Source organism: Candidatus Roseilinea sp. NK_OTU-006, from assembly GCF_012931985.1.
Taxonomy (GTDB): domain Bacteria; phylum Chloroflexota; class Anaerolineae; order J036; family Brachytrichaceae; genus JAAFGM01.
In genome coordinates this window covers 51300-66213 of record NZ_JAAFGM010000006.1, presented here as the reverse complement: position 1 = coordinate 66213, position 14914 = coordinate 51300, and the positions used below count along the sequence as shown (strand labels likewise).

General features: G+C 64.0%; 17 protein-coding genes. 4 read left to right on the top strand and 13 right to left on the bottom strand.

Going from position 1 to position 14914, the window contains the following annotated elements:
* Nucleotides 1-19 precede the first annotated feature (19 nt).
* A complete protein-coding gene (locus tag GXH28_RS05370) occupies nt 20-676 on the bottom strand; it encodes a guanylate kinase (RefSeq protein ID WP_169237993.1) in 657 nt (218 codons plus the stop codon).
* Nucleotides 677-814: 138 nt separating this feature from the next.
* Here GXH28_RS05370 and GXH28_RS05365 point away from each other — a divergent pair, with 138 nt between their 5' ends.
* Nucleotides 815-1372 carry an FmdB family zinc ribbon protein gene (locus GXH28_RS05365; protein WP_169237992.1) on the top strand — a complete coding sequence of 186 codons (558 nt, stop codon included), beginning with the start codon at nt 815-817 and terminating at the stop codon, nt 1370-1372.
* A gap of 136 nt (nt 1373-1508) precedes the next feature.
* Here the strand turns inward: GXH28_RS05365 and GXH28_RS05360 are convergent, their stop codons facing one another.
* The 8 genes from GXH28_RS05360 to GXH28_RS05325 form a co-directional block, all read right to left on the bottom strand.
* Entirely contained in the window at nt 1509-1943 is a 435-nt protein-coding gene (locus tag GXH28_RS05360; RefSeq protein ID WP_169237991.1) for a universal stress protein, read from the bottom strand.
* 16 nt (nt 1944-1959) lie between these two features.
* On the bottom strand, nt 1960-2406 hold the full coding sequence (locus tag GXH28_RS05355) for a CBS domain-containing protein (RefSeq protein WP_169237990.1): 447 nt from the start codon (nt 2404-2406) through the stop codon (nt 1960-1962).
* 147 nt (nt 2407-2553) lie between these two features.
* Entirely contained in the window at nt 2554-3522 is a 969-nt protein-coding gene (locus GXH28_RS05350; RefSeq protein ID WP_169237989.1) for a nucleoside hydrolase, read from the bottom strand.
* 6 nt (nt 3523-3528) lie between these two features.
* The gene (locus GXH28_RS05345; RefSeq protein WP_169237988.1) at nt 3529-4398 is read right to left on the bottom strand and encodes a pseudouridine-5'-phosphate glycosidase; all 870 of its coding nucleotides are present in this window, start codon (nt 4396-4398) and stop codon (nt 3529-3531) included.
* Between the two features lie 34 nt (nt 4399-4432).
* Nucleotides 4433-5062, bottom strand: coding sequence for an N-carbamoylsarcosine amidohydrolase (locus tag GXH28_RS05340; protein ID WP_169237987.1), 630 nt, complete (start codon nt 5060-5062; stop codon nt 4433-4435).
* Between the two features lie 98 nt (nt 5063-5160).
* A complete protein-coding gene (locus tag GXH28_RS05335; protein WP_169237986.1) occupies nt 5161-5955 on the bottom strand; it encodes a hypothetical protein in 795 nt (264 codons plus the stop codon).
* 33 nt (nt 5956-5988) lie between these two features.
* A complete protein-coding gene (locus GXH28_RS05330; protein ID WP_169237985.1) occupies nt 5989-6684 on the bottom strand; it encodes a hypothetical protein in 696 nt (231 codons plus the stop codon).
* Complete coding sequence (locus tag GXH28_RS05325; RefSeq protein WP_169237984.1) at nt 6681-7484, bottom strand: alpha/beta fold hydrolase; 804 nt, start codon at nt 7482-7484, stop codon at nt 6681-6683. The genes GXH28_RS05330 and GXH28_RS05325 overlap by 4 nt, the downstream gene beginning before the upstream one ends.
* A gap of 110 nt (nt 7485-7594) precedes the next feature.
* On the opposite strand from GXH28_RS05325, the gene GXH28_RS05320 reads away from it, so the two are divergent.
* Entirely contained in the window at nt 7595-8341 is a 747-nt protein-coding gene (locus tag GXH28_RS05320; protein ID WP_169237983.1) for a maleate cis-trans isomerase family protein, read from the top strand.
* A gap of 37 nt (nt 8342-8378) precedes the next feature.
* On the opposite strand, the gene prpB is transcribed toward GXH28_RS05320, so the two are convergent.
* From prpB to GXH28_RS05305, 3 genes are read right to left on the bottom strand one after another with little or no spacing between them, the layout of a single operon-like run.
* A complete protein-coding gene (prpB, locus tag GXH28_RS05315) occupies nt 8379-9269 on the bottom strand; it encodes a methylisocitrate lyase (protein WP_169237982.1) in 891 nt (296 codons plus the stop codon).
* Entirely contained in the window at nt 9266-10462 is a 1197-nt protein-coding gene (locus GXH28_RS05310) for an FAD-dependent oxidoreductase (protein ID WP_169237981.1), read from the bottom strand. Before GXH28_RS05310 ends, prpB begins: the two co-directional genes overlap by 4 nt.
* The gene (locus GXH28_RS05305; protein ID WP_169237980.1) at nt 10449-11546 is read right to left on the bottom strand and encodes an aromatic ring-hydroxylating oxygenase subunit alpha; all 1098 of its coding nucleotides are present in this window, start codon (nt 11544-11546) and stop codon (nt 10449-10451) included. The genes GXH28_RS05310 and GXH28_RS05305 overlap by 14 nt, the downstream gene beginning before the upstream one ends.
* Before the next feature lie 81 nt (nt 11547-11627).
* Here GXH28_RS05305 and GXH28_RS05300 point away from each other — a divergent pair, with 81 nt between their 5' ends.
* Entirely contained in the window at nt 11628-13370 is a 1743-nt protein-coding gene (locus GXH28_RS05300; RefSeq protein ID WP_169237979.1) for a carbon-nitrogen hydrolase family protein, read from the top strand.
* Here GXH28_RS05300 and GXH28_RS05295 read toward each other — a convergent pair.
* Nucleotides 13338-13631 (bottom strand): arginase family protein, encoded by a 294-nt coding sequence (locus GXH28_RS05295; RefSeq protein WP_240550204.1) that lies wholly within the window; start codon nt 13629-13631, stop codon nt 13338-13340. The two genes, GXH28_RS05300 and GXH28_RS05295, sit on opposite strands and share 33 nt — an antisense overlap.
* Nucleotides 13632-13764: 133 nt before the next feature.
* On the opposite strand from GXH28_RS05295, the gene queA reads away from it, so the two are divergent.
* Nucleotides 13765-14799: a tRNA preQ1(34) S-adenosylmethionine ribosyltransferase-isomerase QueA gene (gene queA / locus GXH28_RS05290; protein ID WP_169237977.1), complete on the top strand. Its 1035-nt coding sequence runs from the start codon at nt 13765-13767 to the stop codon at nt 14797-14799.
* Nucleotides 14800-14914: the final 115 nt, after the last annotated feature.

The following is a 14914-nucleotide window of genomic DNA, read 5'->3' as shown; positions in this document are numbered from 1 at the left end:
GCGATGGCCGAGAATTTCATCACAGGCAGATCGGCTTGCGGCCGACGCGGCAACGCTCGGCGGTGACGATGGCGACGATCTGATCCACCGCCTCATCTTGTTGGCCGGCGCGGTTGACCACTACATAGTCGAACTCGTGGATGCGCTTCATCTCCTCGCGCGCCGTGGCGATGCGCAGCTTCAGCCCATCGGGGGTTTCGGTCTTGCGCTCCGTCAGCCGGCGCACCAGCTCCGCCTCACTTTCCGGCGCCAGAAAGATGGTCACTGCATTGGGCACAATCTGGCGGATCTTGGCTGCGCCCTGCACATCAATGCGCATCAACACATCTTTGCCGCTGGCGATGGCATCGCGCACCTGCTGCTTGGGGATGCCTTTGTAATCGCCGTAGACCAGGCTGTGCTCCAGCAGCTCGTCGGCCTGCATCATGTCGGCGAAGGTGGATTTGCTGACGAAGATGTAATCCACGCCGTCCACTTCGTCTTCGCGCTTGGGACGCGTGGTCATCGTAACGACGAAGGCGAAGTCGTAGCCACGCTCCTTCAGACGGTGCAACAGCGTATCTTTGCCCACGCCGGATGGCCCGGACAACACGACCAACATCGGCGGGCTGGAATACTGATACAGATCCGACGCGGACGCCGGCGCCGGCGCCGATGCCCTGCACTCGCATTTCATAGGATGTGCCGAGTATTGTAGCGTATGCAGTTCGCGCAGCGCCTCTACCCCGCCGGCCCCCGGATTGGCTTGGGCCAGCAGCAACGACGCATCTGCCCCCAACCCTCCGCGCGCAACGGCTGCGCTAGAATGTCGGATATGCCGATATACGAATACCGCTGTCGGGACTGCGGCCGTAAATTCTCCATCTTCTGGCGTTCGTTGTCGGCTGTGGACGAAAAGGGGGCGCGTTGCGAGCGGTGCGGCAGCCGCCGGTTGATGCGGCTGGCGTCGCGCGTGCGCGTCGTGCGCGGCGCGGGTTCGAGCGACTTCGACGCCGGAGGTGGAGACGACGCCTTGCTGGACGAGATGGCCGGCCTGGACGAGAACGACCCTCGCGCGCTCGGCCGCTTTATGCGAAAGATGGCGCAAGAGAGCGGCGAGGACATGGGGCCAGAGTTCGATGAGGTCGTCACTCGCCTGGAACGCGGCGAAGACCCCGAGCAGATCGAGAAAAGCATGGGCGACCTGTTCGGCGACGACATGGGCGGGCCGGTTGACGATGACGATTATGGCGCACCGCCAGAAGACCCAACCGCCAAAGCCGAAAAGGAAGCCGAAGAAAAGGATCGCAAAGCCACCGAAAAGCGCCGCACGATGCCGATGAAGGCTAAGCGCAAAAGCCCGGCCAAGCCTAAAGCCAGGAAGAAAAAGTAAGCCACAAGGGTAGGCAAGACGACGCCTTCGCCTACCCTTGCGGCGTCCCGCTCAGCGGGGTAAGCCTTGGCTCGCGCCGAGGCCGGCTTCACCACACCGCAGCCACGGGCCAGCGCAGCGCCTTGACCTAGCCGCGTCACTGCATTTGAGGCCGCACCAACAACACCGGGCAGTGCGCCCCATGCACGACCTGCTCTGCAACGCTGCCCATCAGCAACCGGCTGAGCCCCGTCCGGCCATGCGTTGACATGACGATCAGATCCACGCCCTCGCTCTTGGCGAACTTGAGCAAAGCATCGGGCACCTTGCCATCGAGCACGGCGCTGCTCGCCTTCAGACCGGCCAACTGTAAGCGAGAGACGATCTGCTCCAGGTACTCCCCCGCAGTCAGTTGCACCGCCTCCGGTATTGCAGTCGCCACCACAAAGGCGCCGGGCGGCGGCTCATAAGGTTCATCCACGCGGGCGAGGATGATTTCAGCATCGCCGCATAGGGCCAGCTCGCGCGCGTGCGGCAGGGCCTCTTCTGAAAACGAAGACCCATCCAAAGGCACAAGTATCTTCTTGAACATTGGTCACCCCTTCAGCTTAACCCTTCGCGGTCAAGAGCGGCGCCTGCTGCTCGCTGCGCCCGACTTCGACCGGCTGATCTTCAGCCATGATCGCGCGGAAGATATCGGATTCGGTAATAATGCCGACCAGCTCGGCGCCATCCATCACCGGCAGTCCGCTGACCTTGTGTTTGATCATCAGCTTGGCTGCGTCGCGCAGCGGAGTCTGCGGCGTCACCGTCACGACGTTCTCGGTCATGATCAGCTCGACGCGCATCTTCGCCGCCTCAGCATCGTCTACGGTTGCATGAGCTTGACGCAGGTCGCCCAGTGTGATGATCCCAACGAGCTTACCGGCATTCATCACCGGCAAGCGACGCACCCGGCGCTCTTGCATCAAGGCGTAGGCATCCGGCAGCGGCGTTGAAGGAAGGACAATCACCGGATTGCGCGTCATCCAGTCACCCACAAGACGCTTCTCCATGCTGCACCTCCGTTTTTGCCGCCATGCGGCGAATCAAAACGCGAACTCGGTATGAGATAGCATAACGGGTTGCTGGCAGCCGTCACCAGATACTCGGCGGAGTTTGCACCTGCCTAAGTGGCCGGTTTTTAGACAAGCAAGCCGACCCTAAGCCGTCAGACGCACTCGGAACATCTCCAGAACGCGCGGGGCGTCTGCCCCCATCAAGCAGTTCACCTTCGGCCCCGGCCAGAAAAGACCACGCCGATCGGCGATCGTTGCGCCCATCGCCGGCCCATCCAGCGGCACGGCCACGCTCCAGCGTTCGGCCCGGAAGAGGGTCGGGGCAATCAAGTAAGCAATGGCTGTTGGATCATGCGTGTCCACGCCGCCGTCGGGGTAGCCATATCGCTCGCGGTGGAATTGCTGATAGAACGGCGCGATCCGGCCGATGAACTGGGCCAGCCGGTTGCCGGAGCGGCGGAGCGCAGCAAAGAACGCTTCATCCATGCGCACCGCCATCGTCACGTCCAAACCGGCCATGGTCACATCCCAGCCGGCGCCGAAGACCAGCGCCGCCGCATGGGGGTCGTTGTGAATGTTGGCCTCAGCCACGGGGGAGACGTTGCCGGGCGTCGCCACGCTCCCGCCCATGATGACGACGTTGCGCGCTGCCTGCGCAATGCGCGGCTCCAACTGTAGGGCCAACCCGACGTTGGTCAGCGGGCCGACGGCGACGAGGGTGATCTCGCCCGGCCGAGCCATCACCGTCTCGACGATGAACTGAGCCGCCGGTATATCGAGCGGCTTTTGGTCGGGGTTGTGCACAGCCGTCCAGCCGATGTTGCCCATGGCGTCGTCACCATGCACGAATTCGCCGGTCTGGCCGCGCGGCCGCACCATGGGGCGATCGGCGCCTTTGGCGACGGGGATGTCGGGGCGGCCGGCCAGGTTGAGCAGGTTGAGCGCATTGCGCGTGGTCGCCTCGACGTGCGAATTGCCGAAGACGGTCGTTACGCCCACCACTTCGATCTCCGGCGACACGAGCGCCAGCAGCAGCGCCATCGCATCGTCAATGCCGGGATCGGTGTCAAAAAGGATTTTGAATTTCGGTGGGACGGTCTGGGCGTCGTTCATCAATCGTTACTCGTCTATCATCGCTCTTGCGATGTGGGCTGCGATGCGGGCATTGTTGATCAGCAGCGCGACATTAGCGCGCACACTGGCGCCGCCGGTCAGCTTGGCAATTTGATCGAGCATGAACGGCGTAGCAGCCGGCCCGTGGATGCCGGCTGCATCGGCGCGGCGCTGCGCTTCGATGATGGCTTCCTCGGCGACCTCGCGCGGCAGCTCGGCCTCACGGGGCACCGGCGCACACACCAACTCGCCGCCGGGCAGGCCGAGCGCGCGGCGCGCCCGCACGATGCGGGCAACGTCCTGGGGCGTCTCGGCGCAAATATCGGCGCGCAGCCCACTGCGACGCGAGTAGAAGGCCGGGATCTCGTCCGTTTGGTAGCCGATCACGGGCACACCCAGCGTCTCCAGGTGCTCGAAGGTGAGCGGCAAGTCGAGCAACGCCTTCGCGCCGGCGCACACCACCGTCACCGGCGTGCGGCTCAGCTCAATCAGGTCGGCGCTGACATCGAAAGGGTGGCCGCGATGCACGCCGCCGATGCCGCCGGTGGCAAATACCCCGATGCCATGCCTGGCCGCGAGGAACATCGTCGCGGCGACCGTGGTCGAGCCATCCAGCCCCAGGCCAATGACGATGCCGAGGTCGCGCACGCTGCATTTGCGCGCATCCCTCGACTTCGCTAACGCCTCGAGTTCGTCGTCGCTGAGGCCGATCTTGACCTGGCCGTTGAGCACAGCGATGGTGGCCGGCTGCGCGCCGGCGTCGCGCACGGCTTGCTCGATCTCCTGTGCCACCTGAAAGTTGCGCGGGTAGGCGAAGCCATGCGTGATCAATGTGGATTCGAGGGCGACGATCGGTTGCGCCACTGCAGGACACATTGTAGCGGCAAGCGCGGGCGGGGCGCCTTGCGCTTTACGGCAGGCCGGCCAGGTAGGTAAGCACTTCCTCTTTGCTCACCACGTCGCCATATTTTGAGTTGATGTCGAACAGGTTGGCTTCGTGCGGCTCAGGCCGGCGGTCGCCCACGCACTCGCGCGGCACCATCACGCGAAAGCCATACTGCATACCATCCACCGCCGTGGCGCGCACGCAGCCGCTAGTGCTGCAGCCGGTCAGGATGACCGTATCCACGCCTTGGGCAGTCAGCAGCGACGCCAGCGATGTGCCGAAGAAGGCGCTGGCATACTGCTTGACGATCACCACATCCTGCGGATGCGGGGCGAGTTCCGGCACGATCTCGGCCAGCGGTTCGCCGGCCACCATCCTGCGCAACACCGGCACTTTTTGCACGAAGATCCCGCCGTCCAGCCCGTTCGGGTTGTATAGCACTTGGGTATAGACCACCAGAACGCCCTTGGCGCGCGCGGCAGCCAGCACCTCCACCGTCTGCATCACGGCGTCGCACACCGGCCCGGCAAACAAAGGGCTGCCCGGAGTGGTATAGGCGCGGATGAAATCCACAACGAGCACCGCCGGCTTTTTGCCGAAGCCCAACCGTCCATCGAACACGCCTTTGTAGTTTTGTTGAAGGCTCTCGTTCATCGCACTGCCTCCTGAAAATCATCAGCATGCACTTTCGCGCCCACCGAACAACGCCCGCGCGTTTCCGCTCCCTTCGCGGCCAAAATCAAGCGAGCCGCTCAGCGTTCCCGCTCTGCGCCCCACAGAATCCGCACCAGCCGCTCGCGCATGGGCGCGCCCAGCATTCGGTCGGCTAACACATTGGCCGGGTCTTTCTCAACGATCGTCTTGCGCAACACGTGGTCGCGTTGGGCGATGGCCGGCCGGCGCGTTGCGGCGATCGGCTGCGCCTCCTGAACCAGCTTTACCCAGGCGCGCACATAGTTCATCATCACCGGCTCGACGACGCGGCGAAAGTCGTCGAATGGCAGCAACCCGCAGATCGCGATGGGCGAAAGCGTGCTGCGCGTATAGAGGTGCACCGGGTTGAACGTCTTGTAGCGCGGATCGCGCCGCAGCGCAATCCAAGCCTCATTCATCGGCTGCAGATAGCGCTCGCAATAGTCGTAGTCCGTGCAGGCTTCCACGCGTGGCAGAAAGTCGCAATAGCAAAACACGTCGGGCGCCGTGCCCAGGGCGAAGCCGAGGTGAGGCACATCTACTGAAGGGTCGAGCCAGCAGGTGAGATGGATGTTGGTGAAGCCGGTCTCCGGCTTGCCGATCCACGAGCGCACGATCCAGTCCACGGGGCTGCCATCGCCGGTGAACGTGGTCATCTCGCCGGCGACGTTCCCCTGCAAGTCGCGGATCGCGCGCACATCGGCGCAGGCATGGTCCTCACGCAAACGCAGGCCGGCGCGGATGATCGCCCAGGCGCGCTCACGCACCTCGAGGAGATATTCGAACTTCGCGGTGTTGTCTACCGGCTTGTGCGCGTCGAGCACATCGGCGAGATGTTGAACGGTGTCGGGCATGGCAAGACAGGATTGGGCATCAGTATTGCGATACTACGCAAATTGCAGCCGGCCGGCGACCAGCCGAGCTTGCGTTTCGCGGCTCAGCTTCCATGCGGCATAGGCGAAGGCGGCGCTGCTCAGCGTATTGATGATCTGCTCCGTCCATTGCAATGGGATGGTTTGTTCTGGAATGCGCGCGAGGCCCTGCAAGATGATGATGGCGACGACGTTGATGATGAATAGGATGGCGACCTCGCGCTTGCCCATGCGAAAGGCTTGAACGATGCACAATGCGCTCAGGGCAAAGTTGGCCGCCGTCGTCACACCTAGCAGCACGAACTTCCACGCGCTGCCGGCCGGCGCGGCTATGCCCAGCACAGCGGCAACGGCTAGGAATACGCCGCTGATCCCCAGCGCCATAGCCGGCATGTTGAAACCCAGCGGACGACCACGCATCTGCGCCTGAGCAGCCCACAGCGCGCACGCCATCAGCGTGAAGCCAGGCGCGAGCAGGACGAACAACGCATTCGACATCCATGCGATGTCATTGCCGCTGATCGCCATGTTCAGCTTCCAGGCCGCTTTCAGCCCACCGCCGAGCATGATTAACCATGTGCCCAGCAACGCGACGCGACCGGTGGCCCGATTCGTCCGCGCGATCATCTCGGCGAGGAAGAACAAGCCGGCCGATGACAGCATGACGGGCATGAAGTCTTGAAGGGCAAGGGGAACCGTATATTCATTCATCGAAAGAACCTCCGGATGGCATCTGCAACGAGCGCCGTCTGACGCTCGCAAACATACGTGCCGGCGCCTGGGACGAATTGCTTGCTGGCCTGGCGAGCCGCGGCCGCAGCCGGATCCAGACAGCTCAGGAGCGCATCGAACTCACCGGCCATCAGATGTATCGGGCAGGTGATGCGCGGCAACTGCGCGGCGAAGTCGTGACTGAACACGGCGTGGTAGGCAGCGGCGTATTGGTCGCCTGCTCGCAACGTGAGCGTGAACTCGCGATGCGCCAGGTCGAGTGGGACATCCGGCTCTTTGTCCAGGATGCGCTGCCACAGCGGCAACAAGTGCGAACCGTCCAACGCCGGCGCGACAGGAGAAATCTTGGCGGCGAAGGCGGCGCGCTGCTCGGGCGTGAGATAGGGCGGTCCGGAGAGCATGAGCTTGCGCGCGAAGTCGGGGTGGTCGTGCGCCATCTGCACGGCGATGCTGGCGCCGGTGTGATGGCCGAACAACCAGCACTCCCGCACGCCGAGGGCCTGCAACGCTTCATAGAGCGCCTCCGCATAGAGCGCAATCGAGGGCGTCGTGGCGGGGGTGAAGGATTCGCCAAAGCCTGGCGTATCGGGCGCCACGCACACATAGTCGCCCGCCAGCGCTGTCATTAACGGCTCGAACATCACCGACGTGCTGGCCGTCTGGTGCAAGAGCACGAGCGGCAACGACGAAGGCTGCCCTGCGTCAGGCCCTGCGGTGATGCGGTAGTGCACCTGGCCGAAGCGGGTATCGGCGTAGCCCTTGCGAATGCGCGCGTTCATCGGCTTGGCTAAATGTCATGACATTGTATCATTGTGACCAATCAGGGCAAGTCAAAGCGAGAAAATCGCAGTTGCGGTGCCCGATCACCAATTCACACAGCGAGGAAACTATGACCGATGCTCTTGGTTGGCGAAAGAAATTCGGCGTGCTGGCACCTAGCACGAACACCATCGTCGAGCCTGACTTCTACGCGATGCGCGTGCCCGGCGTCACGGCGCACTTCTCCCGCATCCACATCCGCGATCAGAACCTGAGCAGCGACGCGGCTTTCGAGAATCTGCTCGCACAAATCCGCGTCGAGATCAACTACGCCATTGACCGGGTGATGACGTGTGAGCCGGACTACATTGTGATGGGGATGAGCGCCGAGACCTTCTGGGACGGCGTGGAGGGCAATCGCGCTTTCAAGCGGCGTGTGAGCGAGCGCGCCGGCGGCCTTGGCGTGGCGACCGGCGCCGAAGCATGTGAGAAGGCGCTGCAATTGTTCGGCGTCCGGCGCATCGGCGTCGTCACGCCTTATCAACCCATTGGCGATCAGAATGTGGTGCGCTTCTTCAACGACATCGGCTTCGAGGTCGTGCGCATCAAGGGGCTGCGCTGCCCCACGGCTGTAGCCATCGCCCACATCACCGAAGACGAGCTGCGCCGCGCGTTGATCGAGGTAAACGGCGACGACGTGGACGCGCTGGTGCAAGTGGGGACGAACCTCAGCATGGTGAGGCTGGCCGACGAAGCCGAGCGCTGGCTGGGTAAGCCGGTCATCGCCATCAACGCGGCGACGTGGTGGTTCGCCCTGCGTCAAAACGGCATCGAGGACAAAGTGTGGGGCGCCGGCCGATTGCTGAGGGAGTTTTGACGCGCGCCGCGCTCATCCGACGCAGGGCACAACACCGCTACGCACGACCGGCGGCAAATAGCGTGTCCAATTTGCGCTCGTAAGCCTCGTAGTCGAGGATCGCGTAGAGTTCGTCCTGCGGCTGCATCAGCGACAGGACGGCGGTTTGCACACCATCCCGGCGAATTGTCTCGTACACCGCCAGCGCCGCGCGGCTGGCCGCGCGAAAGGCGCTGATCGGATACAGCACCATGTCCACGCCATGCGCCGCAAACTGCTGCGCGGTGAACAATGGCGTCAGGCCGAATTCGTTCGCGTTGGCCAGCACCGGCACGGCAGCGGCTTCCTTGAAGCGCCGATACATGACCGGCTCGGTCATCGCTTCGGGGAAGATCATATCGGCGCCGGCTTCGATGTAAGTCACGGCGCGCTCGATGGCCGCCTCCAGCCCCTCGATGGCCAGCGCATCGGTGCGCGCCATGATGACGAAGCCGGCGTCCGTCCGCGCATCCACGGCGGCCTTGATGCGGTCCACCATCTCGGCCTTGGACACAATCGCTTTGCCGGGCCGATGGCCGCAGCGCTTGGCTTGCACCTGATCTTCGATGTGCAAGCCGGCGGCGCCGGCCTTGATCAGCGCTTTGACCGTGCGCGCGATGTTGAAGGCGCTGCCAAAGCCGGTGTCCACATCCACCAGCAACGGCAAGTCGCAGGCGTCGGTGATGCGACGCGCATCAATCAGCACATCTTCCAGGGCGATGATGCCCAGGTCGGGCGCGCCGAGCGAACTCATGCTCACACCGGCGCCGGAGAGGTGCAAGGCGCGAAAGCCGGCGCGCCGGGCCAGCAACGCATGGTAGGCGGTGCTTGCGCCGACGATTTGCAGCGGCTGCTCGGCCGCCAGCGCCGCCCACAGCGGGCCTTTCGGCCTGAGTGGTTCATGGGTCATTGGTTGGCTCCTATCCGCTCGTCCATCATCGAGGCGCGCAGCAAAAAGGCGCGCGCCTGGGCCGGGTCGGCGGCTGCGGCGCGCAAGCGCCGGTTGCGCTCGGCGCGATAGGCCGGATCGCGCGCGTTCATGTCGCGCGAGTTCTGGTCGGAGCGCATCTGCACCAACGCCAGCGCTGCCGCGCGCCGCTCCTCGGCATACTGTGTCAGCAGCGATTCTGATGCGCCGCGCATCACCTGCGTCAGCTTATCGGCCAGCTTGTGCGCATCGTGGATGCCGCTGTTCATGCCCATGCCGCCGGTCGGATTGTTGATGTGCGCCGCATCGCCCAACAACAGCACCCGACCCACGCGGAAGGACTCGGCGATGCGACGATGCACGCTGTAGAGCGAAGCGCCCCACACCGGCACGTCATCGGCCGGCCATGGATCGAGCAAACGCGCCAGCCGCTCGCGAATCGCCCCGGGGTGTAGCGCATCCTCCTCGCGCTCATCTTCAGACACGCGGAAGATCACCCGCACCCCCTCGCGCTGCTGCATGAGGATCACCCACTCCACTGGGTCGAAGAGGTAAGCCACCGGCCCGATGCCGGGGAAGACGCGCCCGAAATCGTAATCGGCGGTGATGAGCAGGAAGCGGTCGGCATAGGTCATGCCGTCGAAGCGCAGGGCAAGCTGCCGGCGCACAGTGCTATGCGCGCCATCCGCAGCGCACAGATAGGCGCCGCAAAAGGTGCGCGCGCCGGCCGGGGATTCAACGATGACCCTCACATGGTCGCCGCAATCGGCGAAGGCCGTCACGCGATGGCTGAAGTGCACCGCGGCGCAGCCGGTGGCCAGCAGCGCCGGCAGCAACGTCCGCGTCAAGAGCGATTGCGGACACTGCAGGCGAAATGGGAAAGGGGTATCGCCGGCGATGTGCGCATAGTCGAACTGCGCCACCCGCTCGCGCGAGGCGCGCTCCCAGTATTGCAAGACAACTACACGCAGGCCGCGTTCGATGAAGGCGCGCGCCACCCCCCACTCGTCGAGCATCTCCAGCGTCGGGGGGTGGAAGGTGCTGGCGCGCGCCTCGCTGCTCAGCTCAGGCTGCGCTTCGAAGACGCGCACCGACACGCCTCGCCGCGCCAGGGCAAGCGCCAGCGAAAGCCCTACCGGGCCCGCGCCGACAATCAAGACTTCATCCGCCATCATTCAAAAACTCATACAGCAAGCCGTGGAAGTGATGCACGCCGTTTTCGCGCTTCACGCAATAGCGGCCGGCGTCATACACCCCAACCAGCAAGTTGCGCCACACATACTCGCAGATCTCAATGTCTTCGCGCTGGATTTCATCGCTGAAGGCCATCGAATCTTGAAGGGTATTCCACGTCTCCGGCGTGCCGGGGTCGGAGAAATACCACTCGAAGATGGTCAATGTGCGGTCGTAGCTCAGCGGCACGATGATGTTGATCTGCAACATGCCGAGATAGATGTTCAGCATGAAGTTGGGGAAGATCCAGTAGTAGAAGGCTTTGTCGTCCCCTTGCAGCGCGGTATAGACGCGGCCGGCGGCGTCCTCGGCGCGCACTGGGCGGATGGGCGCATATTGCGAAGAGTAATAACGGAAGGTGTCTACGCGATACTGTGCGTAGTCCAGCTCCCGATATAGGCCGGGATGCGCCACCGGAACGTGATAGCCCTCAAGATAGTTGTCAATATAAACTTTCCAATTGGCGTTCACGTAGTAGTCGCGGCGTTCCACGCGGCGCATGCCCTCGAAGTTGAATCGCGCCGTTTCGGCGGGGATGTTGCCCAGCGTCTCCAGCAGGCTCGGGCCGTCATTGCTCATGTTGACAAAGGCGAACGGCCCCCACGTCTCGATGCGGATAGGGATCAGGCCATAGTCGCACTTGTCGAAGTCCCGCACGCCCTCGAATTCAGGGGCCGCGCGCAACGAGCCATCCAGGTCATACAGCCAGCCGTGGTAGCGGCATTGCAACGTTTTGCGGTTGCCGGCGCCTTGCGCCACCACGCCGGCGCGATGCCGGCACACGTTGTAATACGCGCGCAAATCGCCTTGCAGATCACGCACGACGACCACCGGAACGCCAACCACGTCCACAGCGACGTAGTTGCCGGGGAAGCGCAACTGGTCGAGCGATGCGGCAAACTGCCATGTCCGCCGGAAAATGCGTCGGTGTTCGAGTTCTAGCCGGGCGGGATCGGTGTACCAGTGCGCCGGAATAGTTTGCGCACGCGACAGATCGGGGTTGAATGTGAAAGATTGAGCTGCCATAGCGTGATTCATTCTCTCTCAGCGCAGCGCAGCCGGCGAACGGCCAGTTCTCAATTCATCGTAATGTTATAACATTATCACATGGCTGCCACCTGCCGCATCGCTGCGCTCCAGTTCGCCACGGGCGAAGATGTCGCGCGCAACCTGGCCACCTGCCTACGCATGATTGACACCGCCGCCGCGCACAAGCCCCACCTGATGGTGCTGCCGGAATTCTGCAACCACATGGCGTGGTATGCCGACCAGGAACACGCCTGGCGCGTCGCCGTGGCGCTCGACAGCGACTTCCTGGCCGCTATCGGCGAGCGCGCCCGACGCCATCATTGCTTCGTCAAAATCAACTGCACCGTCCGGCGCGCCGGCGACGGCGTCACCGGCACCAACATCCTCTTCGCGCCCAATGGCGAACCGATCGCCATCGGCGACAAACAGGTGCTGATGGGCAACGAAAACAACTTCCTGACGCCGGCCCGCGCGTGCACGCCGGTCGTTCAGACGCCGATTGGCCGGCTGGGGATGTATTGCTGCATGGACGGTGTGATTCCGGAGGTCGCGCGCGGGCTGGTATTGCGCGGCGCGCAAATCCTGCTCAACAGCCTGAACTCATTCGCGCTTGACGAGGCGTCGTTGCACGTTCCGGTGCGCGCCGCCGAAAACAAATGCTTCGTCGTCGCCGCCAACAAAGTCGGCTGGCTGGTGCCCGAAGCGCTCGCGCCGGCGATTGCGCAGCGCATCAAGCTACCGGCGGAGATGCTGCAAGGCGCGGGCGAATCGCAGATCGTCGCTCCGGACGGCAGCGTGTTGGCTAAGGGGCCGCGTCGTGGCGAGGCCGTCGTGATCGCTGAGGTGGATCCCGTTCGGGCCGACGACAAGCTGCGGCCCGATGGCACACACATCTTCGCCGCGCGCCGGCCGGCGCTTTATGCGCCCATCGCCGAGCCACCCCGTCCCCGCGCGCGCCTCACGCCGGTGCATGAGGCGCGCGTCGCCGCGTATGAACCGGCCGACGAATCGCTTGAGGCTGCTGCGCGCGCAGTCGGCCAGGCCATCGCCGCCAGCGCGAAGTTGATTGTTTTGCCTGAGTTGTTCGGCCTCGCCGATGGACGAGTGGTCGATCCGACGCAAGCGCAGGCGACCGGACAACGGGTCGTCGCGGCGATGCAATCGGCCATCGGCAGGAGCGACGCCCTGGTTGCCACAAGCGTCGCGCAAGGGGCGCGCCACCTCGGCGTACTCATCGGACGAGATGGGATCGTCATGACGCAGCCGCAGTTGCATCCATGCCGGCGACATGGCTGGTGCACTGAACTGGGCGACAACCTGCACACCTTCGACGCGCCGTTCGGTCGAATCGCGCTTGTGCTCGGTCCAGACGCAATCTACCCGGAGACCTTCCGGTTGGCGGCGCTGCAAGACGCCGAGATCGTCGCCGTGCCGACGCATCCCCTTGAAGCGTGGGAGATGACGCTGGGCCTGCCGGAGCGCGCCGCGGAGAATCGGCTGAACCTGGTGGTCGCCTCGCGCCGCACCCACGCCGGCGGCAGCGCAATCTTCGCCGCCAGCCCGGACTTCACCTTGTGGACGGAATGGAAGGCCCGTCCGTTTGACGGCAACATCAACACGCCGCTCGTTACCCGCGCCGAGCGCCCCGGCCTGACGCTGGCGACAGCCTACCCGGCGGCCTGCGCCAACCGGATGATTTCCCAGAAGACAAACCTGGTCGAAGGCCGGCCGTGGCGGCTGGCCGAAGTCATCGCCAATGCCACCGGCCAACACCATGGGCCGTCAGCTTCATCGCCCTCTGCGGGCGTCGTCCACATGTAGCCGGGGTGATCCTGGAACGTCCGGCGCGCATCCGCGAGCAGGCGAGTTTGCGCTGAACCCGCCCTGATCGCCGAACGCGCCCAGCAGGATGGGCACGGCAATGTTGCCGCTGTCGGTAATGGTATGGCCGAGCGCGCGCAACTGTTGATGCAAGCCGGCGTAACGAATGACGCTCGGCCCGATGTCCACACCGCGCCGGCGTTGGCCGAGGTCCATCGGCACGCCGATGAGGTGAACGTGATGCGCCATAATCTCGCCCAACGCAGGAACTATACACCGGTGGGGTACGACAAGACGCCCCGGCGTGAACGCCAGAGCTAAAGCACGGGCGACGCAGCTCATCGCTGCGCAGCCCGTAGTCAATGCACCTTTACACTTGCGCTACAAAGCGACCATGCACATCTCAGAACTCGACTACGAACTGCCGCCGGAGCTGATCGCACAACACCCAGTCGAGCCGCGGGATGCATCGCGCCTGTTGGTGTGCGACCGCGCAACGCAGACGCACCAGCACCGGCATTTCTATGACCTGCCGGAATTTCTGCGCCCCGGCGACCTGCTCGTCGCCAACGACACGAGTGTGATCAATGCCCGGTTGCACGGCCGCAAGCCAACCGGCGGCCAAGTAGAAGTGTTGCTCCTGCGCAAACTGGACGATGTGACGTGGGAGGCGCTGGTCGGCGGGCGCAACGTGCGACAGATCACCTTTCCAGCAGGCGAAGATGGGCAACAACTCAGCGCCGAGGTCGTCGCGCGATCCGGCGAGGCCGCTTTCGTCGTGCGCTTCAGCGCGCCGATCGAGCCACACCTCGACGCTTTGGGCGAGACGCCGCTGCCGCCCTACATCCGCGAGCAACTCCGCGACCCGGCACGCTACCAAACCGTCTACGCGCGCGTGGCCGGCTCGGCGGCTGCGCCGACGGCCGGCTTGCATTTCACGCCGCAATTGCTCGAACGCATACAGGCGATGGGTGTGCAGATTGCCTTCGTTACCCTACACGTCGGCCTGGACACGTTCAAGCCGATCGAAGAAGAGACGGTGGAAGCGCACAAGATTCACACCGAGTGGTGCGAGTTGCCGCCGGCCACGGCTGAGGCCATCAACGACACACGCGCGCGGGGCAGGCGGATCATCGCTGTGGGAACAACGAGCGCGCGTGTGTTGGAGAGCGGCAGCCAGACGCTCGCGCAAGCGAGCCATTCCCGCCTCGTTCAACCGTTCAGCGGGTTTACCTCGCTCTACATCACCCCCGGCTACAAATGGAAAGTCGTAGACGCGCTGATCACGAACTTCCACCTCCCCCGCAGCACCCTGCTGGCCATGATCGGCGCATTCATGGGGATGGACTTCATGCGCCGCACCTATGCGCGGGCGATTCGCGAGCGCTATCGGTTCTATTCGTTCGGCGACGCCATGCTAATCCTGTAGGCATCGCGCCGGCCTTTACGCCTGTGCGCGCACAGCGGCGGAAACCGTAGCACGCCGCTACGCGCGATTAGGTGGTCGGAAACTCGCCCCAGGCGAGCCAAACAAAGCATTGTCC